This window comes from Paenarthrobacter sp. (genome assembly GCF_031180005.1).
Taxonomy (GTDB): domain Bacteria; phylum Actinomycetota; class Actinomycetes; order Actinomycetales; family Micrococcaceae; genus Arthrobacter.
Map to the genome: position 1 here is coordinate 89,445 of NZ_JAPSHI010000015.1, position 21,961 is coordinate 111,405.

Here is a 21,961-nt window from a genome sequence, read left to right on the forward strand (position 1 = left end):
GCAGGGTGACTCAGGGGGTTAGCCCCTCAGGCACCGCTGATACTCCAGCCATGCAAAGGCGTACCGGAGCCATCCTGCGACGTCGTACCACTTGGTCGGCTTGGTAGGGGCGGTGCACTGCGGCGGGTTCGGACCGCTCTCAGCCACCGTCACCAGGGCCTTCACCACGGTTCCACTTTCGACGGCGGTCAGGACCACTGTGCCGGTGCCTGCAGCCGCCGCGGCGGGAACCCTGAGGTCCACTGTGGCTTCCCCTGAGGTCACGGGGACGGAACCCAGCGCCACGGCGGCGCCCTTGGCATCCACGAACACGGCGTTCAGCGTCGCGTTGCCCGGGCTGCCGATCGACGTGAGGTTCAGTTTAGTGACGGCCAAGGTAATGGGGTCGCCGGCCTTGACCTCAGCCGCCGTGGTGTTGGCCACGGCCGCGGAACGGCGTCCGAAGTCGGGGGAAACCGGATTGTGCTCGCGCAGGTACTTGATCCACGCATCGCGGTCCACCAGGCCCGTGTCCTTGGTGTTCGTGCCCTCCTTGAAGACCCGGAAATTGTCACCGCCGGTAGCCAGGAAGCTGAACGTTCCGATCCTGTACTGCTTGGCAGGATCGATCACAGCGCCGTTGACCCAGATGCCGGTGATGCGGTCACCTGCGGGGCGGGCGTCGTCATAGGTGTAGTTGACGTTCTTGGACACTCCCAGCTGCTGGTAGGGGCGGCTGGGGATGGTCCCGTCGGCATTGGTCTGCCACTGCTGCTCGAGGAGTGTCTTGAACTGCGCACCTGTGAGCGACGTGGTCCAGAGGTTGTTCACGAACGGCAGGACCGCGTTGGCCTCGGCGTAAGTGATGGTGCCGTCCGGCGCGTAGTACAGCTCGTTACGCAGCCCGCCGGGGTTCACGACGCCGATTTCGGCTGCACCCAGTTCGGGCGCCTTGAGCGTATCCACCAGGGAGTCCGCCACCAGGTTGCCGAGCGTGGATTCGTTCGCGCGATCGTCCCGCTTGGGTGCGCCGCCGGCAGGATCCGGAGTGAAGGCTGTGGTGATATCAGCGGTCACTGCGCCCACCGGCTGGTTGCCGATGACGGCAGCCTCGGCGAGTGCTTTGTCCACGATGGTCTTCACAGTCGCCACTCGCGGGTAGGCAGCGACGAGGCTTTCAGCGGTATCGGTTGTCCGGTCCACGATGGCGGCATTGTAAGCAGTGACTGATTTGCTTGCGGTATCCACTGTGAGGGTCACGCTGCCCACGTTCTCGCCGTAGTTGCCGGTCTGTACGATGGGTCGGGTTTTCCCGGTTGGCTGGCCGCTGGCGTCCAGTACCGGAGCGTCCCAGGCGTACTCCTTGTGCGTGTGACCTGTGAAGATAGCGGCGACGTCAGGAGAGGTTTCGTTGACGAGCTTGGCGAATGGCCCGCCGGCTGCGACTTCCTGCTCCAATGTGGCGCCCTCAGGCGTTCCTGAAGCAGCGCCGTCGTGGTTTTCCACGATGATGAGGTCCGCCAGGTTGTCAGCCTTGATCTTCGCGGCCACCCTGTTGATGGCTTCCACAGGGTCGCCGAACTCGAGGTCGGTAATGCCGGCCGGCGTCACCAGGGAAGGAACTTCCTGCGTGACAGTACCGATCACTGCCACCCGAGTGCCGTTCATGTCCAGGACCTTGTACTCCGGCAGGACAGGAGTGGTGGTGCCCTTCTGGTAGACATTCGCACCGAGGTAGGCGAATTTCGCGTTGGTGCCGCCTGCTGCGACGCGGTCGCGCAGGTCTGCCCAACCGCCGTCGAACTCGTGGTTGCCCACTGCCGAAGCCTGCAGCTCGAGCGCGTTCAGGACGTCGATGGTTGGCTGGTCCTTCGCTACCGACGAAGCGAAGAGGGAAGCGCCGATGTTGTCACCGGCGGAAATGAAAGCGGTAGCGCCGGGGGCAGCCGCAGCGCGGAGCTTCTCGACCGTTCCGGCGAAAAGGACTGTGTTCGAATCGATCCGGCCGTGGAAGTCGTTGATACCCAGGAACTGCAAGTCAACTGTCGCCGGCTGGTCAGCAGTAAGGTTCAGGCCCACCACCACAGGATCGTGGTCGCTGGCCCGGAACTCGTCCCCGGCATAGTAGTTGGTCACATTGTTGTTATACCTGCTGTACTCCAGCGCGACGGACTCCACGGAGTTGATGTTCCAGATGTCGGTTCCGGTGACCACCTTGTGGGCGGCCGGGGAAGCCAGGATGTGGTCCAAGGAGCCCACCATGCCGCCGAAGAGGTAGGAGTGCTTGCCTGTACCCGCCTCGAGGTCGGTGTAGCCGGCTGCGGTGAGGACGTTGATGGGGTCTTCCTTGGCGTAGGCGTTGAAGTCGCCGATCAGGAAGACCTTGTCCGTGCCCTTGGAGGCCTGGAGATCCTTGGAGAAGGCAAGGAGCGATTCAGCCTGCTTGGTGCGGGCAATGTTCGAGGCGCCCTGGCCCTTGTCCGTGTCATCCGGGGTGGCGGCGGAGCCCTTGGACTTGAAATGGTTCACGATCGCGATGAACTTCTTGTCATCGTCTCCGCCAACCGGCTTGAAGAGCTGTGCGAGGGGCTTGCGCGCACTGGCAAAGGCCACGGTGTCGTTGTGAATGATGGACTCACCCACGGGCTCGGCCACTGCCTTCTTGTAGATGAACGCGGTGCGGATCATGTCCTCGTCGCTGAGCGGAGGAGCGTTGGCGGGTGTGCGCACATAGTCCCAGACCCCGGGGGTCTTGACGTTGAGGGCGTCCACCAGCTTGGAGAGGGCGTCATCGCGGTTCTTGCCGAACTGTGCGGAGTTTTCGATCTCTTCAAGGGATACGACGTCGGCGCCGGACTTGGTGATGGCGGCGACGATCTTGCTTTGCTGGCGCTCGAAGTTCTCGGCGTTGGCAGCACCGCGGGCGTTGCAGCCTTCCTTGACCGTGATGGGGTTGCCGTCTCGGTCGGTGTAAAAGACGCAGCCGGCGAGCTGGTCGCCTGTGGTGGGGAAGTAGTTCAGTACGTTGAAGGAAGCCAGCTTGAGATTGCCCCCTACCTCCGCAGGACCTTCAGGCCGGGTAGCGGTGAAGCTCGCCGGCTGGACCGACTCAGCATTGGCCGCGGTCAGGGCGGTAAGTGGCTGGAACTTCCAGGAGTTGTTGCCGTAGCCCAGGATGACGTCGGTCCGGAACTGCGCCGGGGAGCCAACGCGTACATGATCCGACGCGGTCAGGTACGGCAACTGCTGGGCTTTGGTGGTGGCGTCCTTGAGGAAGTTGGTGGACGCGCCGTCGTCGAGCTTGATGCCGCGCAGAGCGTTATCCGCCATCACAGCGGCGTACTCCGCCGAACCGTAGGTAGCCACCGCCGTCGGCTGTACAAAGGGCGACGTACCGGCCGCGAGACCGATCTCGCCGTATTGGTTCAGGGAGTAGTTGTCCGTGACCGTAAAGTCACCTTGGGGAGCCAGGAGCATGCCCTCCAGGCTTTCCCTTGCGGCCTCATTGGCGGGCAGCGCGAACGGCGTGGACTTCACCTCCGGTGCAGCCTCGGTGAGCTTCTGCAACCCTGCCGCCTCAACGGTGAGCTGGGTCTGGTTGGCGAATTCGCTGACGACACCGGTGAGTTGCACGTAGTCGCCGGGCTGGACCGCTGACGTCGTCGAGGGCGAATAAACGAACATAGCGTCCGACGCCGTCCTTGCCGCCCCCGCGCTTTCACCGCCGGTTCCGGCGGTTTGGACGTAGTAGCCGTTGAAGCCGCCAGTTGCGTAGACAGCGGTGATCTTGCCCCTGGTAGTTACGGTGCTGCCGACAAAGGGACTGGCCGTACCGGTGCCCTGGATCTCGGCTATGGTCTTGACGCCGGGCTCCGGTTGGGGGTCCACCGGCGGGGTTCCGCCACCGTTGGAGGCAGTGGGGGTGATGGTTGTGCTGAGGCTGAAGTCGGCGGCGTTGGAGTCGGTGTCCACACCGTTGGCGCGGTTCAAGCTTTTGACGTCTGCGTTGCTGGTAGGTGCGGTGGCAGCGGCATTCTCAAAGGTGTTGGAGCTGCCATAGCCCAAGAGGTCAGCGATGGCGGCGTTGCCCGTCACCGACCCCGACGGAAGCGGAGAGACAGCAGTGGCCTGCTTGGCCAGGACGAGTGTTCCAGTGGTTCCGCTGGGATTTAGCGTTCCTGTGGCCTGCACATCGGCCGTGGGAAGCGCCGGTGCCGTGGAAGTACCGCTATTGGTGGCACCCTGGACCAGGAAGTACCCCTTCGCGGGAATGCTGCCCGTCAGGGGAGTGATTCCTGTGGGTGCTGCTGTAGCCGTGGCTGCCCGGTATTGCAGCGACCAGCCCGCCAAGCTGACCGGTGCGTCCGAGGAATTGTAAAGTTCAACGAACTTGTTCTTGAAGGCGGCACCGCTGCTGCCACCGCTGAGATAGGCCTCGTTGATCACCACCGGGGAAGGGCCGACGGCGAGCTCATCAGCTGCAAAGGCCGGCACGGCCGTCAACGGGGCGGTGATTAACCCAGCCGACAGGACAGTGCCCGCCAACGATTTCCAATGCATAATTTTCATCCGCTCGAACTTTCATCAGTAAGCCCTGTGGGCTCCATGAATGGCGCCCACTGTCTTATGAAGTGGGCGGGTACCGGAAGTTACTCCCGGGTAAAGCTGCCTCGGGCCTAGCTGAACACGAACGGATGAATAGAGGGTTGACCCTGGGTCAACAATGAGGGTCCGGACAAGGATCCTGAAAGCGGATCCGGAAAGCGGCCGGTTAGGCGGTTTGCCCCGAGTCCTGAATGACCTTGAAAACAGCTCCCGTGGGGTCGGACAACGTGGCCAAACGCCCGAACGGTGTGTCCTCGGCGGGCTGCATGACCGTGGCACCGAGGGCCGAGGCCTGCTCCACGGCGGCATCCGTATCCTCCACCGCGAAGTAAACGCTCCACATGGAGGGGATCTGTTCGGGCAGGAATCCAGACGCGTCCATGATGCCTGCCTTGGCGTCGTCACCGGCGCCGAGGGTCGTGTAACGGAACTCGGGAGTGTCGCTCATGACCTCCGTGTCCCAGCCAAAGACACGCTGGTAGAACGTGACCGCGGAATCGTAGTCCTTGGCCAGCAGTTCATGCCAAGCGGGAGCTCCTGCCTCCGCCGCGACCTCGTAGCCCTTCATTTCACCGAACTGCCAGGCGCCTATAGCGGCGCCTGAGGCATCACCGTACATGGCCATGCTGCCTTGCTCAGGGACCTCCATGGGCTCCAGGAACACCTGGCCGCCATTGGCGGCAGCGGCCTCGGTGGTCGCCTTGATGTCATCCGTGCGGAGGTAAGTGGACCAGACGTCCGGCATGGCTCCCATGTCCGCCTGCTTCTCCATGATGCCCGCTACCATCCGGCCGTCCTTGGAAGCTGTGATGTAGCCGCCGTACTTCTCTTGGTCTCCGGTTTCATAGGTCCAGCCGAAAAGTGCCGTGTAAAAGGTCTTGGCCTTCTCCGTATCGGACGTCATGAGGTCGATCCAGCAGGGGGAACCGGGAGTGATGTCAGGCGTGGGCATAGGTGAGACTCCTGTTGTTATGCCGCGGTCAAAACTGCGGCTGATGTCTGTGGTGTGAAGACAGGAAGAACACTATGCGGGGCCTCTGACACTTTTCAATGATTTTCCGGTTGTCAGTTCTCAGTTCCGGGCGGTATCGCTGCAGGCGCACGTGCACAACACAGGGACCAGGACACAAAAAATGCCCCGGGTCCTGGAACCCGGGGCATCTTATTCGCGGAAGGTAAGGGATTTGAACCCTTGGTACGGGGTTACCGCACACTGGTTTTCAAGACCAGCTCCTTAGGCCGCTCGGACAACCTTCCTCGCCTAGTAGTGTTTCATAGGGAGTTGGCTGTTCCAAAACATCACGTATTCCAGCCCCTGCCCCGGGGCTGGAAAACTAGCAAGAAACCGGGAGTTCTTCATGAAAGCCGTCTACATCTCAGAGCCAGGCGGACCCGAAGTCCTCGAAGTCCGCGAGGTCCCGTCACCGGTGCCGGGCGAGGGCGAGGTCCTGATCGACGTAGTGGCTGCGGGTTTGAACCGTGCGGACGTCCAGCAGCGGCGCGGCTTCTACCCGCCGCCGCCAGGAGCATCGGAAGTTCCCGGCCTGGAAATCTCCGGCCGCATTGCAGCTTTCGGCCCCGGTGTCACCAAAGCATTCTCCGTCGGAGACAAAGTAGTGGCACTGTTGTCCGGCGGTGGCTACGCCCAACAGGTCGCCGTCCCCGCAGAGCAGGTACTCCGCATCCCCGAAGGCGTGGACCTGGTTACAGCCGCCGCCCTGCCAGAAGTTGCCGCCACCGTGTACTCGAACCTGATCATGACGGCACAGCTGCAACCCGGAGAGACCGTACTCATCCACGGGGCTACAGGCGGCATCGGCACCATGGCAATCCAGCTGGCCAAAGCCTATGGCGCAAAGGTGGCCACCACGGCCGGAAGTGACGAGAAAGTCGGCACGGCCAAGGCCTTCCTCGGCGCCGATATCGCCATCAACTACACCGAAGAAGATTTCGCTGAAAGCCTCAAGGCGCACAACGGAGGAAAAGGCGCCGACGTGATCCTCGACGTCGTGGGTGCCAAATACCTGCAACAGAACGTCGAGGCGCTCGCCGACTACGGGCGACTCATCGTCATCGGCCTGCAAGGCGGAACAAAAGCGGAGATCAACTTGGGCCAACTCCTCAGCAAACGTGCAGCCGTTATCGGAACAGCCCTCCGGCCCCGACCGGTCGCCGAAAAGGGAATCATCATGTCCGCCGTGCGCGAGTTCGTGTGGCCCATGCTCACCGACGGCAGGATCAGGCCCCTCGTCGCAAAGTCCTTCCCCTTGGAGAATGTTCGGGAAGCGCACGAGTATTTCGATTCCGGGGAGCATGTGGGCAAGGTCCTCCTGCTCCTCTGAAACGCGCGCCAAACTGTATTTAGCCGCCCAACTGCAGCGAGGAGCCATATGTCCATCCGGCACAGCCTGCTGGCCCTGCTCCAGGACCAGCCGCGGTACGGCTATGAGCTGCGGGTCGAATTCGAGGACCGTACCGGTGCCGCCTGGCCGTTGAACATCGGCCAGGTTTATACAACCCTGGACAGGCTTGAGCGCGACGGTTTAGTCAGCAAGGACGGCGACGACGGCGGCGGCCACGTGATTTACAGCATCACTGACGCGGGGGCGGAGGAGGTGGAGGCCTGGTTCGCTGGTGCAGTGGACCGGGGCAATCCACCAAGGAACGAAATTGCTATCAAGCTGGCGCTCGCAGTGACGCTTCCTGATGTGGATACTTCTGTGGTGATCCAGTCCCAGCGCGAGGTCTCGGTCAAGGCCCTGCAAGAGCATACGCAGGCGAGAAAGGCGGTTTCTGCCAACCAAAGATCGTCGGATACTGCTTGGCTGCTGGTGCTCGATTCGTTGATTTTCCAGGCAGAAGCGGAAGTTCGCTGGTTGGATCTCTGTGAGGCCCGCATGGTGCAAGGCCGCAGTAACGGCGCGACCGGAATTGCTTAGATAACCGTTGATCGCACAATAGCTACCGTTCACCGCAGTTGACCCATTCTGCGGTGAGTTTCGCCATGCACCGGGGAACCTCCTTGCTAGCTTGCCCGTGACGCGCGTCCGTGCCACGGCAGCGCAGCAGTTCTCAAGGAGGAGATATGGGAAAGATTCCTAACCAGGCAGGGCTCGCGGAAGGACTGGATACTACGCTGCCCGAACCGGCTGTGGATGACGAGGTGCGCGAAGCGGAGGATCGCAGGTGGACTCCCGCCAAGATCGGTCTTTGGGTTGCCATTTCCCTGCTGGGAGCAGTGGCATGGTTCATGCTCGCACTGGTGCGCGGTGAAACCGTCAACGCCATCTGGTTCGTTTTCGCCGCTGTCTGCACGTACCTGATCGGCTACCGCTTCTACTCCAAAGTCATTGAGCGCTACCTGCTCAAACCGGACGATCGCCGCGCTACCCCGGCCGAGTACAAAGCCGATGGCAAGGACTACGTCCGTACTGACAGGAACGTGTTGTTCGGCCACCACTTCGCGGCCATTGCCGGTGCCGGACCGTTGGTGGGACCTGTTATCGCGGCCCAGATGGGTTACCTTCCAGGCACTATCTGGATCATCATCGGCGTCGTTCTTGCAGGGGCGGTACAGGACTATCTGGTCATGTTCTTCTCCATGCGCCGCGGTGGCCGATCACTCGGCCAGATGGCGCGCGAGGAGCTCGGCGTCATTGGCGGTACGGCAGCCCTCGTGGCCACGCTGCTCATCATGATCATCATTGTGGCCATCCTCGCCTTGGTGGTGGTCAACGCCCTCGGTGAAAGCCCGTGGGGCGTGTTCTCGGTGGGTATGACCATTCCCATCGCGTTGTTCATGGGTGTCTACCTGCGCTTTATCCGGCCAGGCAAGGTGATGGAGGTGTCCATCATCGGCTTCGTGCTCCTGATGGCAGCGATCATTGGTGGCGGCGCCGTCGCGGGCACCGAGTGGGGTGCGGCCTTCTTCCACCTGGACAAGGTCACCATTGCCTGGGGCATCATCGTATACGGTTTCATCGCCGCAATCCTGCCGGTCTGGCTCCTGCTGGCTCCGCGCGATTATCTCTCCACCTTCATGAAGATCGGCGTGATCGTGATGCTCGCGGTAGCCATCATCGTGGTGCGCCCGGAAATCACAGTCCCTGCGTTCAGCGAGTTCGCCAGCCGGGAGAACGGCCCCGTGTTCTCCGGCGCCCTGTTCCCGTTTCTGTTCGTCACTATCGCCTGCGGCGCACTGTCCGGGTTCCACGCGCTCATCTCTTCGGGAACCACACCCAAGCTGATTGAGAAGGAACGGCAGACCCGCTTCATCGGTTACGGCGGCATGTTGATGGAATCTTTCGTGGCCATCATGGCCCTGGTGGCTGCGATCTCGATCGACCGTGGCATCTACTTCGCCATGAACGCGCCCCTGGCCCTTACCGGCGGGACCGTGGAATCCGCGGCGCAGTGGGTTAACAGCCTTGGCCTGGCCAATGTGAACATCACCCCGGACCTACTGGCGCAGACTGCGAAGGACGTGGGTGAGGAAAGCATTATCTCCCGTTCAGGTGGCGCTCCCACGCTGGCAGTCGGTTTGGCGCACATCATGCAGCAGTTCATCGGCGGACCCGGAATGATGGCTTTCTGGTACCACTTCGCCATCATGTTCGAGGCCCTCTTCATCCTTACCGCAGTGGACGCAGGCACCCGTGTTGCCCGCTTCATGCTGCAGGACTCTATCGGCAACTTTGTTCCCAAGTTCAAGGAAGCCTCCTGGCGGCCCGGAGCTTGGCTCTGCACGGCGATCATGGTGGGTGCCTGGGGGGCTGTGCTGTTGATGGGCGTCACCGATCCGCTCGGTGGGATCAACACGCTCTTCCCGCTGTTCGGCATCGCCAACCAGTTGCTGGCAGCCATTGCACTGGCTGTGTGCCTTGCCATCACGGCCAAGCGTGGAGTGTTCAAATGGCTGTGGATCGTGGCAGTTCCGCTGACTTTCGCGGCCGTAGTGACCATCACTGCCAGCTTCCACAAGATCTTCTCGCCAGTCCCGGCTGTGGGCTACTTCGCCAACAATCAAGCGTTCTCCAAAGCACTGGCTGACGGCAAGACGGAGTTTGGTACGGCCAAGACCGTCGCAGCCATGGAGGCCGTGGTCCGCAACACCATGATCCAGGGCGTGCTTTCCGTCATCTTCGTGACCCTGAGCATCATCGTGATCGTCGCCGCCCTCTTGGCAACCATCAAAGCAGTCCGCACCGGCGGCGGTCAGGACCACGAAGACCCGCCTGTTCCTTCCAAGGTGTACGCACCGGCGGGGCTCTTCCCGACGACTGCCGAGAAGACGTTGCTCGCAGAATGGAACGCCCTACCTGCAGAGAAACGGACAGAGAAGGTCGGCCACCACTAGTGAACGCCAGCACTGATGAACACGGTCGTTAAGGGCCTTCGGGGCTTCGCCACCTACATCGGCTCGCTCATGGGGGCGGACGCGTACCAGAAGTACCTGGAGCATTTTGAAACTACGGCCCATTCCGGTCCCGCCATGACTGAACGTGAGTTTTGGCGGGACCGGATGGACCGGCAGGACAGCAACCCTCAGGGCAGGTGCTGCTGAGGTCGCACCCAGGACGAAATTTCGCTACGGACGAAGTCCAAAATCAAGGCTCGGACAGGGGTTCGCGTGAACCACATGAGAGTATGAACGAATGAGCGATCTGAACAACATTCAGCCCACGGATGAGGCTTCGGACGACACCCCCGTGGAGGGAACCATGCTGGACGAGGGTCTTGAGAAGCCCACGGGACAGCAACCTTTGGCGGAAGAGGTGGAGAAGGATGCCAAGCCCAAGGGAGGTAGCCTTCATGAACTCGTTGACGAGCCGGCCAAGGTGATGAGGATCGGCACCATGGTCCGGCAGCTCCTTGAAGAGGTGAAGGCCGCACCTTTGGATGACGCTGCACGCGGCCGCCTGGCGGAGATTCATGAGCGCTCCATTAAGGAACTCGAAGACGGGTTGGCGCCGGAACTTATTGAGGAGTTGGAACGAATCAGCTTGCCTTTCCCTGACGAGAAGGCGCCTTCCGATGCGGAGCTTCGCATCGCCCAGGCACAACTCGTTGGCTGGCTGGAGGGCTTGTTCCATGGCATCCAGGCTGCGATCGCCGCTCAGCAGGCTGCCAAAGAGCACGCAGCCGCGCAGATGCAGCTCCGTCAACTCCCGCCGGGTACGGTGATTGCGCCGGGCATCATCATTGGTGAGAACGGACAGCCCCAACGGGCGGCTGCACCCGGTACGCCCGGCGCTGCTGCCCAGGGCCGCAGGGAAGACCCCGACCACGGTCCGGGTCAGTACCTCTGAGTTCCCGGGTGGGTTTCTTTGGGGCCGTCCGGCAAGGGCGGAAGGATGATCTGGAGCTCGGCAAGGGGCTGTGGCGCCGTGCCCATGACCGTTTTCATCGGGGACTGGATCGGTACCACCAGGTTCTTGAGGGCGTGGATGATGAGCAGCTCTACAACGAGCTCGTGCAAATAGCCAATGACCTCGCCGAATTATCGCCCCGGGTCAGGATCATCTGCGTCGAGGCGCAGAAAAGGTCTCCCAGCGACGGCTTGGACGTCCCGGGAGGGCTTGCTGGCGTGCACCGGGCTCTGTCCAAAGCAGGAAATTCCCTCGCCACCACGGCAGAGGCCGCGGCCATGTTGAGGTTGGCTGTTGGACCCGTCCCAGTGGGTGCTTTGTCGGTTCGGCGGCGGGCGGAGTCTGTTTTTGAACAGGTTGCTGACGCGGAGCGCCAACTCGTCGCCTGAACTATAGCCAACCTAAATGCAACGCGTTCGCAACTACCCGCGCACGCCTTTATTCCCCCCAAGCAACAAGTTAAGCGGATAGCTTATCTGCGTTACATTCGGCGCTTTTGGGGGCGGGTGCTGGAAGGATGGCAGACATGACTTCGTCACCAACACTTACTTTCAACGACGGCAACACCATCCCCCAGCTCGGCTACGGGGTGTGGCAGGTTGAAGACGATGTAGCCGAAAAGGTGGTCCGCCAGGCTTTCGAGGCCGGGTTCCGCCACATCGATACCGCCAAGATCTACGGCAACGAGGCAGGCGTCGGCCGTGCCATTGCGTCCTCGGGCCTTTCCGCCGAGGAAATCTTCATCACCACCAAACTGTGGAACGCCGACCAAGGCTACGAATCCACGCTCGCTGCCTTCGAGGAGTCCATGGATCGTCTCGGCCTCGAGACGCTGGACCTGTACTTGATTCACTGGCAGCAGCCCAAGCAGGAAAAGTACGTTGATACTTGGAAGGCCCTCGTCGAGCTCAAGAAGAGGGGCCGGGTCAAGTCCATCGGCGTCTCCAACTTCACCAAGGAGGGACTGCAGCACATCATCGATGAAACCGGCGTTGTTCCGGCCATCAATCAGGTGGAACTGCACCCCTTCTTCAACCAGGCTGACCTTCGCGAATTCAATGCGTCCAAGGGCATCCTGACGCAGGCCTGGTCCCCGCTGGGCCAAGGTGGCGAGCTCCTCGAAAGCGCTACCGTGGCTGAGATCGCCGCCAAGCATGATGCCACCCCGGCCCAGGTCATCATCGCCTGGCACCTGGCCATCGGCAACGTGGTGATCCCCAAGTCCGTCACCGAGTCCCGCATCCAGGAGAACTTCGCAGCTCTCAACGTCACGCTGGACGCCACCGACGTCGAGGCCATCAACGGCCTGGACCGCGGCGCTGAAGGCCGCATCGGTCCGGACCCGGCAGTCTCCGACTTCGCCTAACTCCCGAGCCTTACCGCGGTGCCCCGTCCCTCTTTGGGGCGGGGCACCTGCCGTTAACGCTCGACGGCGATACTCGGCCATAGTGACGAAGCGCGCCGAAGTCTGTGTTGAAATTGATCGACGCGGACGGACGGAGTTGGCATGGTGGCTTTTGACGCATTGGAGCGGCAGATTGTTGCTGCGCTGCAACTGGATCCGCGATGCCCTTGGCGGAAGATCGCTGCCGTTTTAGGGGAAGCGGAGCGCACTGTTGCGCGCCGGGGCTCTCAGCTCTTGGAGTCCGGAGCGGTAGCCGTGGTGGGAATCAGGCCAAAGCAAGCGGTGGTGCTGGTGGAGATGCGGTGCATGCCGGGAACGGTGCGGGCGGCTGCCCATGCTCTGTCGCAGCGGGCAGACACGACGTTTGTCTACACCACCACCGGAACCGGTGATTGCGTGGCAGAAATCCTCACTGAACCGGCACGCATGGGCGACGTCTTGTCCGATGAGCTGCCATCTACCCTCGGCTTGCGGGATTCCACCAGTTACCCTGTGCTCCGCTATTTCCGGACCATCCGGGGGTGGCGGCCGGAGATTCTGCCCGCAGACAAGGCGGAGGCCCTCCGCTCGGGTCTCACGCAAGACTCCGGCGTCCTGGTCCCGCGGCAAGACCTGAGCCGGCAGGACAACGAGCTCGTTGATGCACTTTGTGCTGATGGGCGGATGAGCTACGAAGCACTGGGACGCAGAGTCGGAGTCTCGGAAGCCACTGCCCGCCGACGCAGTGAATGGTTGTTGGCCAATAACCAAGTTCATTTGAGGGCGATCGTTGAACCGTCATCTTTCGGCTTGGGTGTTGAAGCGCTCCTTTGGATACGGGCTTCGCCGCAGCATGTTGAGCACGTTGGGCAAAGTCTTGCCGAGCTTCACACTGTCCGTTACGCCGTGGCAATCGCCGGTGACTATCAGATCATGGCGGATGTGACCGTGGAGGACATGACGTCCCTCTACCGTTTCATCACCGACTCGGAGTGGGCTCAGAGCGCTGCGGGCGTAGACGTTTCCATCCTTCTCGACGCCCGCAAACGCGGGGGGCGGGTTATGCGCTCACCGTCGTAAGCGGCGCCGCTTCAGCCGTCATCACGGGGGCAACGGCGGCGTAGCCGGTCTGCTGCTCGAAAGCACGGCCATAACGGAGCAACTGCATATCCGCGTAGTGGTTGGTGGCGAGCTGGAGGCCGATGGGCAGGCCTGTAGAGCTGAAACCGGCCGGAACGCTGAGTACGGGAAGTCCCGTCGCGGAAAGGAGGCAAGCCGATCGCATCCAGTCCAGGTATGTCTCCGAAGGTACCCCTGCAATGTCAGAGGGGTACCTCAGCGTTGCGTCGAAGGGGAGTACCTGGGCGCAGGGGCTGGCGAAGAGATCGTACCGGCCAAAGAAATCCTGGACGCTCAATTCCAACCGGCTGCGGGCGGCTGCGGTTTCAATCAAATCCCGCGCCGTGAGGGCGAATCCCTTCTCCACGTTCCAGTGCACCTCAGGCTTGATGACATGGCCAGCTCGCTCCAGAATCGGCCCAAGGCCCGCGGCGAAGTCCAAGGCACGGGTGTTGCCGAACACCAGGTCCGCTTCGCTGAAGTCCGGGGTGGCTTCTTCGACGACTGCTCCAAGGTCCTCGTAGACCGCCAGTTGACGTTCCAAATGCTCCAGGATTTCGGCTTCCACGGGCACGCCGATGCCAAAGTCGCGGGACCAGCCGATCCGGACTCCCCGCATGTCGGCCTCCAGGCTGGCACGGAAAACTTCGGGATCCAGCCCTGCCGGATGCGGCACGCGCGGATCCTTGCCTGCCGTGACTGACATGAACAACGCAATGTCCTCCACGCTTCGGGCCATTGGTCCAGTCCTCCCCAGCCACGCATAGGCGTTGGCGTCGGACGGCATGGGGATCACCGCCGTCGACGGCCTGAAGCCCACCACATTGCAGAAGGACGCCGGGATACGGAGCGATCCGCCCATGTCGCTGCCGTCGCCGATGCTCTGGACCCGGGCGGCGACGACGGCGGCCACTCCGCCGCTGCTGCCGCCGGCACTCAGGGTGGGAGCGTAAGGGTTGGTAGTGGTTCCGAAGAGATCGTTGAAAGTGTGGGAGCCCGCACCAAACTCGGGAACGTTCGACTTTCCGGTGCTCACCACGCCGGCCGCCTTCAAGCGCGCAATGATGAGGTCGTCGGCGGCGGGAACAAAATCACGCAGGGCGAGAGAGCCCTGGGTGGTACGCATCCCGGCGGTGTTATTGGTGTCCTTGTGTGTCATGGGCAGGCCGTGGAGGGGCGGCAACGCGGCCCCTGAAGCCGTGAGTTGGTCCGCGCGAAGCGCCAAGGCCTGGGCACCCTCAGGGTCGAGGGTTACCACGGCGTTGATCGCGGGATTAACCTCGGAAATACGCTCCAAGTGATCGGCCAGGGCTTCGCGCGCCGAAACCTTTTTGTCGCGGATTGCTGCGGAGAGTTCGACGGCGGACAGCTCGCCAAGGGTGTCAGGCATGGTGCTCCTTTGCTGGATTGCTACTGCCTGAAAGTGTGCCCGGTCACAGAAGGCGACGGAAGCCTCGAAACAACCAAGGGCAAGCTTTGACTGATTCGGCCAAACTTTCGGCTGATTCCGTCAGCTATTGTGTGTGATGCGGCTCATAGCGGAGGGTGTTAGTAATCCACTGGCCGATCTGGTCGGTGGTAAGGATTAGCCCCCAGCATACCCAAGCCGCACAGAGTAGTCCGGTTAAGGACCTGTCGAGGGGCCAACACCTGGGAGGTTCCCTTGCACCAACCCCTGGCTCTTCAACCGCTCGCCAACGACCCCACCAACATCATGGCCGTCGCCAACAACCCAGTCCTGTGGATCTGCGTGGCAGGCGTCTTCGGCGTGATCATCATTCAGTCCGTTATCTTCATGAAAGCCGCCAGACGGGCGGCCCCCTCCGTGGACATGAGCACGCAGGACATCAAGACGTCCTTCCGTTCCGGCGCTGTATCGGCCATCGGTCCCTCCCTGGCGGTGTGCCTCGTTGCCATTGCATTACTGGGCCTCTTTGGTGCGCCGGCAGTTCTTGTGCGGATCGGCCTCATAGGGTCAGCGGCTTACGAGGTATCAGCGGCAAGCGTTTCCGCTGGCACGATGGGGGCCAAGCTGGGTGATGCCAGCTACACCCAGAGCGTTTTTGCTGTGGCGTTCTTCGTCATGAGCATCGGGGGCGCCATGTGGATGCTCGCTACCTTGATCCTGACACCGCTGCTCCGCAAGGGCGACGCCAAGATCCGCTCCGTGAATCCGGCCGCCATGGCGATTGTTCCAGCGGCAGCACTTATTGGAGCGTTCTCCTGCCTCGGGCTCACTGAACTGCCCAAGTCAGGGACACACGTCCTTTCCTTCGTTGTCTCCGCGGCAGTCATGGGGATATGCCTTCTGCTGGCCAAGAGACTCGGCAGGAGCTGGCTCCGGGAATGGGGGCTCGGTTTTTCGATCGTCTTCGGCCTTGTCGCTGCCTACTTCGCTGTCGGCGCCTGAGGCAAACGACTGCCGCCGTCATTTCTCTGAGCACGAAAGGATCATCACAATGTCTTCCATCACTTCCGCTCCCACCTCCAGCAGCACTGGCATGGCGGACTTCAACCGCACAACCTCCCGCTGGGGCCAGATCACCATGATCGCCGGTCTCTTGATCTCCCTTGCAGGTCCGTTGTACTTGGTGTTCTTCGGCGGCCTGGACATAGGTGCCGCCCAGTTGTGGATCGCTTTCGCCGCCGTTGCCGCCACTTTCGGCATCATTTGGATCGTGGAACCCCTCACGTACTACCCGGTTTTAGGACCCGCCGGCATGTACCAAGCGTTCATGATCGGCAACATTTCCAGCAAATTGCTCCCCGCGGCACTGATCGCACAAACCAATATCGGTGCCAAGGCAGGCAGCAAACGAGCCGAACTTGCCGCCGTCGTTGCCATCTGCGGAGCAGCAGTGGTCCATCTGTTTTCGCTGGCACTCTTCGTGGGATTGTTGGGCACCTGGCTGATCAGCGTCATCCCGCCATCGGTACTGCTCGTCACGCGTCTTTACGTACTGCCCGCCGTGTTGGGCGCCGTCCTGGTGCAGGCCATCGTGTCCATGAAGCAGCCCCGCACCACTGTGTTCGCCCTGTTGGTTTCGGCCGTGGTGGTCTTCGTAGTGCTGCCGCTGGTGCCCTCGCTCGCCATGGTATCCACCGCCATCGCTGTCCTAGGCACCATCATGCTGGCGTGGTTCTTCCGTGGGGCGCAATCCCCTGCGGCACCTGCAATCCGTGAAGAGTAGCCAAGCCACGCCAGCTCGAATACAGCATCCAAGAGGAAGACAAGACCCATGACTTCAACAGTGACCGCCCTCCGACTCGACTCAGAACAGACCACCAAGCTCCATGCCCTCTACCGGCACCTCCACGCACATCCGGAACTGTCCATGCAGGAGTTTGCCACCGCCACGCTGATCGAGGAACAACTGGACGGCCTTGGCATTGAGCATTTCCGTTGCGGGGGCACTGGTGTTGTGGGAATCCTGCGCAACGGTGCTGGTCCCGTGGTGGCGTTCCGGGCGGACTCGGATGGCCTGCCCATTGAGGAAGCCACAGGCTTGGAATATGCCAGCACCGACACAGGCACCCTGCCGGACGGCACTACGGTCCCGGTGATGCATGGCTGCGGCCATGACGCCCATGTAGCCAGCCTGCTGGGCGCAGCCGAAGTGCTTGCCGGCAACCTGGACGCTTGGTCGGGGACGCTGGTGTTGATCTTCCAGCCCGGTGAAGAGACTGCCGCCGGTGCACTTGCGATGCTCGACGACGGGCTGTGGGACAAGGCCCCGCGGCCGGAAGTGGTCTTCGGCCAGCACGTCATGCCCCGGCCTGTGGGTACGGTCGCCATTTCGAGCGGACCGGTGGCCGCGATGGCGGATTCGCTGAGGGTCACCGTCCACGGCCAGCAGTCGCACGGCTCGCAGCCGCAGGATTCCATCGATCCCATCGTCATGGCCGCGCATATGGTCACCCGGTTGCAGAGCATCGTGTCCCGTGAGCTGGACCCGCGGAAGTCCGCCGTCGTGACCGTAGGCACTTTCCACGCTGGTCTTAAGGAGAACATCATCCCGGCGTCGGCCGAGTTCACCCTCAACATCCGTACCTTCGACGAGGACGTCCGCAGCCAGGTTCTCGCAGCAGTCCGCCGCATCATCATGGCTGAAGCCGCCGCCTCCGGAGCGCCGCAACCGGACATCGAGGAAATGTACCGCTTCCCGCAGTGCTTCAACGATCCCGACGCCGTTCCTTCGGTTGTGGAGGCCCTGCGGCTTGCACTGGGGACCGAAGCTGTCGAAATCACCCCACCGATGATGGGCAGCGAGGACTTTGGGCACTTGGGCACCGCCATTGGAGTGCCTTCCGTGTTCTGGATGTTCGGCGGCACCCCCATAGCCGGCCACGAAGAGCCAGGTCCCGTCCCCGTCAACCACTCGCCGTTCTTCGCTCCCGAGCTGGAAGGGTCGCTGGCAGGGGGAGTCTCTGCCGCCGTCGCCGTCCTCCTGTCCCGGCTGGGCAACTGAACTTCATATCAAGGAAACTCCATGACTTCAGCACTGACAGAAACAGCCCCGGTTCTCCACGCATCCGAGGGTCCCCTCGCAGGAAGGCTGGTGGTGGACCTCAGCCGGGCGCTCGCAGGCCCGCACGCGGCCATGATGATGGGAGACCTCGGAGCGAGGGTCATCAAGATAGAGAACCCGGGCTCCGGCGATGACACAAGGGGTTGGGGACCGCCCTTCGTGGGACCCGCGGACGAGCCGCAGGCGACGTACTTCATGTCCTGCAACCGCAACAAGGAATCCCTGGCACTGGACCTCAAGAGCGAGGACGGCCGAACCGTCCTCCGCCAGCTCCTGGAGCGGGCCGATGTTGTGGTGGAGAACTTCCGGCCTGGTGTCCTGGAACGGCTAGGCTTCAGCACTGATGCCATGCACAGCATCAACCCGCGCCTGGTCATCTTGTCCATCACGGGCTTCGGCCACGACGGCCCGGAGTCGCACCGCAGCGGCTACGATCAGATTCTTCAAGGCGAGGCCGGGCTAATGTCGCTGACGGGATCCGGTCCTGGCGATCCACAGCGCGTTGGGGTGCCCATCGCAGATCTGCTCTCCGGCATGTATGGGGCGTACGGGGTGGTGGCCGCCCTGTTGGAGCGTGAACACACCGGCAGGGGGCAAGTGGTTCGAACCTCGCTGCTGGCGTCGCTCGTTGGGGTCCACGCGTTCCAAGGCACCAAGGTCACAGTCGCAGGGGAGGAACCTGAGGCTCAGGGCAACCATCACCCATCCATCGCACCGTACGGCCTGTTCCGATGCCGGGATGGGAGTGTCCAGATCAGTGTCGGCAGCGAAAAGCTATGGGCTGCTTTTACCTCCGCTTTCGGCATCGACACCAACGGCCTCAACACCAACGCCGACCGAGTCCGTAACCGGACCCGCATCATTGAAGTGGTGGAGACCGTGTTCGCAGACTATGACGCAGAGCCGCTGCTCGCCAAGCTTGAAGCCGCCGGAGTTCCTGCCGGTAAAGTGCGCACCCTCAAGGAAGTCTATGAATGGCCGCAACTGGTATCCCAAGGGTTGTTGGTAGACGTCGAGCATCCACGCCTGGGATCTGTGACTTTGCCGGGGCCACCGCTTCGCTTCTTCGACAATGCCGCTGGCGCCGAATCCACCCGCCGCTCCCACACCGCCCCGCCGCTACTGAACCAGCACGGCGACGGTGTCCGGGAGTGGCTGGCCTCAACGGAGGTGGACTGAATGGCGGCCACTGCCACGCACCGGCGGCTCGGTGCCCACGAACTGCTGGATCACGTGCTCGACGCCGGGACATACGTTTCCTGGGATGGTCCGGTTCGGGGGGTGGCTGGCTCTGCCAACGCCGGGTACGCTGCCGACCTGACCACGGCCCGGGAGAAATCCGGCAGCGACGAATCTGTCCTCACAGGCGAAGGACGCATACGGAACCATCGCATCGCCGTCGTGGTGTCCGACTTTGCATTCCTTGCCGGCTCAATCGGGCGGGATGCAGCGCAAAGGCTGGTAGCCGCCGTCGAACGCGCCACAGACCTTGGGCTGCCGTTGGTGGCAATGCCGGCGTCCGGAGGGACCCGCATGCAGGAGGGAACCAATGCGTTCCTGGCCATGGTGGAAATCGTGGCCGCAGTGCAGGCGCATCGCACTGCAGGACTGCCGTACCTGGTGTACCTGCGGCATCCGACCACCGGCGGGGTCATGGCGTCGTGGGGATCACTGGGGCACGTCACCGCTGCGGAGCCGGGGGCACTGTTGGGATTCCTTGGACCGCGTGTCTATGAGGCCCTGCACGGTGAACCCTTCCCCTCCGGGGTTCAGATCGCGGAGAACCTGTTCGATCATGGGCTGGTTGATGCCGTGGTTCCGCCCGAAGGGGCCCGTGACTACTTCGGACGGGTGCTGGACCTTTTGCGGCCGACTGAGGACTTCGTTGGTGCGCAGGCAACCAGCATCGGCGAACTCTCCGAATCCGCTGAGGGAACTGCCTGGGACTCCGTAGTCCGCTCGCGGGACACTCAGCGGCCATCCACAAGCGAACTTCTTCAACACTCCGCTCGCAGCGTGGTGTTGCTGCGCGGTGCGGGGGATGGCACCAAGGACGACGGAATGCTGGTGGCTCTTGCCCGGTTCGGAACCACATCCTGTGTGGTGGTGGGCCATCAACGGAACAATGCGATGGGGCCGGCGTCATTGCGCGATGCCCGGCGCGGGATGCGTTTGGCCAAGGAACTCCGCATTCCACTTGTTACGATCATCGACACGCCTGGCGCGGCGTTGTCCAAGGACGCCGAAGAAGGTGGGCTCGCCGCCGAGATCGCCCGGTCCCTATACGACCTCCTCGGCTTGGCAACCCCTACGCTGTCAGTCCTGCTGGGGCAAGGCACCGGGGGAGGGGCACTCGCCCTCCTGCCCGCCGACCGGACCATCGCCGCACGGAACGCCTGGCTCGCCCCGCTCCCACCCGAAGGCGCCAGCGCAATAATGCACCGGACTACTGCGCACGCCGCGGCGCTCGCAGAAAGTCAGGGCATTACCGCTGCTGCGCTCGCGGCCAGTGGCGTGGTGGACATGGTGATGGAGGAGGACCCGGATGCTGCGGCCGAACCGGGTGAGTTCTGCCGCCGCCTGGGTGACGTGATCGCCGTCGAACTTCAAGTCCTGGCCAACCGGGGCCGCACGGATGGCCAGGGGCGCCGCTCCCGGTACCGGGCCCTGATTGGCTAGAATGCTCGGGTCATTGCCGCCTGGCCGGGCCGCCGCTCAATAGATCATCCACTCGTGCAGGAACCAGTTTTCGCAGGAAATCCAAGCGTTCCGGTGTTTTGGAACTGTGAGCCGCGGCCCCCAGCGCTTCCAATGCCGACACTGCTGTTTGTCGCGAGTCCTCATCGTCCATGCCCCAAACCACACCCTCACGAATCACGTGTTCCAGAGTTATATAGCCCAGCCGGATCTGCCCGCCAACGGTGTGGCCCGCGTTGTTGCTTGGTGCATAGAGCAGCAAGGTGGTAGCCACATCGTATAGCGGGGCAAGGCGCAATTCACCGCCGTCGAGGAGCGTGAGGAATAGTTTTTCGAGTGTGCATCGCCGTTTCCGATCGCCACGTTGAAAGTGACAGCTCTGAGCAGTGCCCTTCGGAATGCGGACTCATCGCGGGTGTGAGGAGCGGCCGCGTTGGCCAACCAGGTCAGCCGGGGAGGGTGGGGCCGAAGTGCCTTCATATTTAGCTTCGCTTCGCTTCCGAGCGCCAATGCCTGGGGGAAGTCTTCCTGGTGTATGCGGCTGCCGTCGGGTGCCCGGTCATGGGAATGACTGCGCCCGGGACCTCAGGTGCTTCGCCGGGCGGGAGAACCTGGACTGCCCCGGCACAGTCTGCCCCGAGGACGCGCAGCAGACCGAAGGCGTCGGGTGTCGACAGGCTGTTTTCCTTTGCGAGGTGCGAGCGTACCTGTCCCTCCGGCGACGTTGAGTTTTTTCCTTGGATTCATGGGCGGATCTGAAGTTTCGAGAACCGGGGTACCAGTGCCACGTCCCGGCCGAGAGTCCTGATGGCGTTCATGGCGACCACGAGGGATACGGCTTCTCCTCGCTCCAGCCGGACAATCGTTCCCCGAGTGACCTTTAGCCGCCCCGCAAGCTCCTGCTGGGTCAGTCCGGCTTCTTTGCGTAACTCGCTGATCGCGCGGCCTAAGGAAGGCCCGTCGACAGCGCGGTAGAAGGGGGTCGCCTCAGCGTATGAGAGCGGAAAAGAAGAACCCCCGGAAATCCTTGATTTCCGGGGGTTCTCTACCGAGCTTCCTATCAGAATCGAACTGATGACCTTTTCATTACGAGTGAAACGCTCTACCGACTGAGCTAAGGAAGCACCGCGTTCATCACCGGTTTCCCGGGCGGTCACGCAAGACATAACTGTAATAGAGGCAGCGTACCCGGGTCAAAACGAGGGCGGTGGCGGCCGTTGCGGGGATGTTCACCCACGCGTCGGACCGGGTTCAGGCGGTGGTTTCCCGGCAGCCGGAAG

The 21,961-nt window shown here is 62.4% G+C and carries 19 protein-coding genes, 2 tRNA genes and 1 pseudogene; 13 read left to right on the forward strand and 9 right to left on the reverse strand.

The genetic code is table 11. The features are described from left to right. Positions 1-18: 18 nt before the first annotated feature. From RIF72_RS12615 to RIF72_RS12625, 3 genes are all read right to left on the reverse strand, one after another. Positions 19-4,539 (reverse strand): ExeM/NucH family extracellular endonuclease, encoded by a 4,521-nt coding sequence (locus tag RIF72_RS12615; RefSeq protein WP_309075241.1) that lies wholly within the window; start codon positions 4,537-4,539, stop codon positions 19-21. A 211-nt stretch (positions 4,540-4,750) separates the two neighbouring features. Continuing rightward, a complete protein-coding gene (locus RIF72_RS12620; RefSeq protein ID WP_309075221.1) occupies positions 4,751-5,536 on the reverse strand; it encodes a VOC family protein in 786 nt (261 codons plus the stop codon). A 217-nt stretch (positions 5,537-5,753) separates the two neighbouring features. After that, positions 5,754-5,841, reverse strand: a tRNA-Ser gene (locus tag RIF72_RS12625). 101 nt (positions 5,842-5,942) lie between these two features. Here RIF72_RS12625 and RIF72_RS12630 point away from each other — a divergent pair. From RIF72_RS12630 to RIF72_RS12665, 8 genes are all read left to right on the forward strand, one after another. Continuing rightward, on the forward strand, positions 5,943-6,926 hold the full coding sequence (locus tag RIF72_RS12630; protein WP_309075222.1) for an NAD(P)H-quinone oxidoreductase: 984 nt from the start codon (positions 5,943-5,945) through the stop codon (positions 6,924-6,926). A gap of 48 nt (positions 6,927-6,974) precedes the next feature. Then, on the forward strand, positions 6,975-7,523 hold the full coding sequence (locus RIF72_RS12635; protein ID WP_309075223.1) for a PadR family transcriptional regulator: 549 nt from the start codon (positions 6,975-6,977) through the stop codon (positions 7,521-7,523). 146 nt (positions 7,524-7,669) lie between these two features. After that, positions 7,670-9,940 carry a carbon starvation CstA family protein gene (locus tag RIF72_RS12640; RefSeq protein WP_309075224.1) on the forward strand — a complete coding sequence of 757 codons (2,271 nt, stop codon included), beginning with the start codon at positions 7,670-7,672 and terminating at the stop codon, positions 9,938-9,940. A gap of 15 nt (positions 9,941-9,955) precedes the next feature. Further along, positions 9,956-10,147, forward strand: a complete 192-nt coding sequence (locus tag RIF72_RS12645) for a YbdD/YjiX family protein (protein WP_309075225.1) — start codon at positions 9,956-9,958, stop codon at positions 10,145-10,147. 91 nt (positions 10,148-10,238) lie between these two features. Next, positions 10,239-10,892: a bacterial proteasome activator family protein gene (locus tag RIF72_RS12650; RefSeq protein ID WP_309075226.1), complete on the forward strand. Its 654-nt coding sequence runs from the start codon at positions 10,239-10,241 to the stop codon at positions 10,890-10,892. 8 nt (positions 10,893-10,900) lie between these two features. Further along, on the forward strand, positions 10,901-11,341 hold the full coding sequence (locus RIF72_RS12655) for a hypothetical protein (protein WP_309075227.1): 441 nt from the start codon (positions 10,901-10,903) through the stop codon (positions 11,339-11,341). A gap of 137 nt (positions 11,342-11,478) precedes the next feature. Continuing rightward, entirely contained in the window at positions 11,479-12,318 is an 840-nt protein-coding gene (locus RIF72_RS12660; RefSeq protein ID WP_309075228.1) for an aldo/keto reductase, read from the forward strand. 141 nt (positions 12,319-12,459) lie between these two features. After that, complete coding sequence (locus RIF72_RS12665) at positions 12,460-13,416, forward strand: Lrp/AsnC family transcriptional regulator (RefSeq protein WP_309075229.1); 957 nt, start codon at positions 12,460-12,462, stop codon at positions 13,414-13,416. Here RIF72_RS12665 and RIF72_RS12670 read toward each other — a convergent pair. Continuing rightward, positions 13,397-14,845, reverse strand: a complete 1,449-nt coding sequence (locus tag RIF72_RS12670) for an amidase (RefSeq protein ID WP_309075230.1) — start codon at positions 14,843-14,845, stop codon at positions 13,397-13,399. The genes RIF72_RS12665 and RIF72_RS12670 overlap by 20 nt on opposite strands. A 273-nt stretch (positions 14,846-15,118) precedes the next feature. Between RIF72_RS12670 and RIF72_RS12675 the strand changes: the two genes are divergently transcribed. Genes RIF72_RS12675 through RIF72_RS12695 form a run of 5 tightly spaced genes read left to right on the forward strand, consistent with a single transcriptional unit; the run spans position 15,119 to position 20,663 of the window. Continuing rightward, positions 15,119-15,865: a DUF5058 family protein gene (locus RIF72_RS12675; protein ID WP_309075231.1), complete on the forward strand. Its 747-nt coding sequence runs from the start codon at positions 15,119-15,121 to the stop codon at positions 15,863-15,865. Positions 15,866-15,914: 49 nt separating this feature from the next. Then, the gene (locus RIF72_RS12680) at positions 15,915-16,646 is read left to right on the forward strand and encodes a hypothetical protein (RefSeq protein WP_309075232.1); all 732 of its coding nucleotides are present in this window, start codon (positions 15,915-15,917) and stop codon (positions 16,644-16,646) included. Between the two features lie 48 nt (positions 16,647-16,694). After that, on the forward strand, positions 16,695-17,924 hold the full coding sequence (locus tag RIF72_RS12685; RefSeq protein WP_309075233.1) for an amidohydrolase: 1,230 nt from the start codon (positions 16,695-16,697) through the stop codon (positions 17,922-17,924). 21 nt (positions 17,925-17,945) lie between these two features. Continuing rightward, positions 17,946-19,163: a CoA transferase gene (locus tag RIF72_RS12690; RefSeq protein ID WP_309075234.1), complete on the forward strand. Its 1,218-nt coding sequence runs from the start codon at positions 17,946-17,948 to the stop codon at positions 19,161-19,163. Continuing rightward, entirely contained in the window at positions 19,164-20,663 is a 1,500-nt protein-coding gene (locus RIF72_RS12695) for a carboxyl transferase domain-containing protein (RefSeq protein ID WP_309075235.1), read from the forward strand. Between the two features lie 10 nt (positions 20,664-20,673). Here the strand turns inward: RIF72_RS12695 and RIF72_RS12700 are convergent, their stop codons facing one another. The 5 genes and pseudogenes from RIF72_RS12700 to RIF72_RS12705 form a co-directional block, all read right to left on the reverse strand. Then, positions 20,674-20,955: a hypothetical protein gene (locus RIF72_RS12700; protein ID WP_309075236.1), complete on the reverse strand. Its 282-nt coding sequence runs from the start codon at positions 20,953-20,955 to the stop codon at positions 20,674-20,676. Further along, positions 20,874-21,230 (reverse strand): annotated as a pseudogene (locus RIF72_RS20125) (HipA domain-containing protein); the annotation flags it as partial. The gene RIF72_RS12700 and the pseudogene RIF72_RS20125, both read right to left, overlap by 82 nt. Next, positions 21,164-21,424: a HipA N-terminal domain-containing protein gene (locus RIF72_RS20130; RefSeq protein ID WP_375164223.1), complete on the reverse strand. Its 261-nt coding sequence runs from the start codon at positions 21,422-21,424 to the stop codon at positions 21,164-21,166. The pseudogene RIF72_RS20125 and the gene RIF72_RS20130, both read right to left, overlap by 67 nt. Next, positions 21,425-21,757 carry a helix-turn-helix transcriptional regulator gene (locus RIF72_RS20135; RefSeq protein WP_375164224.1) on the reverse strand — a complete coding sequence of 111 codons (333 nt, stop codon included), beginning with the start codon at positions 21,755-21,757 and terminating at the stop codon, positions 21,425-21,427. Further along, a tRNA-Thr gene (locus tag RIF72_RS12705) sits at positions 21,733-21,805 on the reverse strand. Before RIF72_RS12705 ends, RIF72_RS20135 begins: the two co-directional genes overlap by 25 nt. Between the last annotated feature and the right edge of the window lie 156 nt (positions 21,806-21,961).

Bases quoted from the DNA above. Each gene is read 5' to 3' on its own strand.
- RIF72_RS12615 (WP_309075241.1), bottom strand. From the start codon at position 4,539: ATGCATTGGAAATCGTTGGCGGGCACTGTCCTGTCGGCTGGGTTAATC.
- RIF72_RS12620 (WP_309075221.1), bottom strand. From the start codon at position 5,536: ATGCCCACGCCTGACATCACTCCCGGTTCCCCCTGCTGGATCGACCTC.
- RIF72_RS12630 (WP_309075222.1), top strand. From the start codon at position 5,943: ATGAAAGCCGTCTACATCTCAGAGCCAGGCGGACCCGAAGTCCTCGAA.
- RIF72_RS12635 (WP_309075223.1), top strand. From the start codon at position 6,975: ATGTCCATCCGGCACAGCCTGCTGGCCCTGCTCCAGGACCAGCCGCGG.
- RIF72_RS12640 (WP_309075224.1), top strand. From the start codon at position 7,670: ATGGGAAAGATTCCTAACCAGGCAGGGCTCGCGGAAGGACTGGATACT.
- RIF72_RS12645 (WP_309075225.1), top strand. From the start codon at position 9,956: ATGAACACGGTCGTTAAGGGCCTTCGGGGCTTCGCCACCTACATCGGC.
- RIF72_RS12650 (WP_309075226.1), top strand. From the start codon at position 10,239: ATGAGCGATCTGAACAACATTCAGCCCACGGATGAGGCTTCGGACGAC.
- RIF72_RS12660 (WP_309075228.1), top strand. From the start codon at position 11,479: ATGACTTCGTCACCAACACTTACTTTCAACGACGGCAACACCATCCCC.
- RIF72_RS12665 (WP_309075229.1), top strand. From the start codon at position 12,460: ATGGTGGCTTTTGACGCATTGGAGCGGCAGATTGTTGCTGCGCTGCAA.
- RIF72_RS12670 (WP_309075230.1), bottom strand. From the start codon at position 14,845: ATGCCTGACACCCTTGGCGAGCTGTCCGCCGTCGAACTCTCCGCAGCA.
- RIF72_RS12680 (WP_309075232.1), top strand. From the start codon at position 15,915: ATGTCTTCCATCACTTCCGCTCCCACCTCCAGCAGCACTGGCATGGCG.
- RIF72_RS12685 (WP_309075233.1), top strand. From the start codon at position 16,695: ATGACTTCAACAGTGACCGCCCTCCGACTCGACTCAGAACAGACCACC.
- RIF72_RS12690 (WP_309075234.1), top strand. From the start codon at position 17,946: ATGACTTCAGCACTGACAGAAACAGCCCCGGTTCTCCACGCATCCGAG.
- RIF72_RS12695 (WP_309075235.1), top strand. From the start codon at position 19,164: ATGGCGGCCACTGCCACGCACCGGCGGCTCGGTGCCCACGAACTGCTG.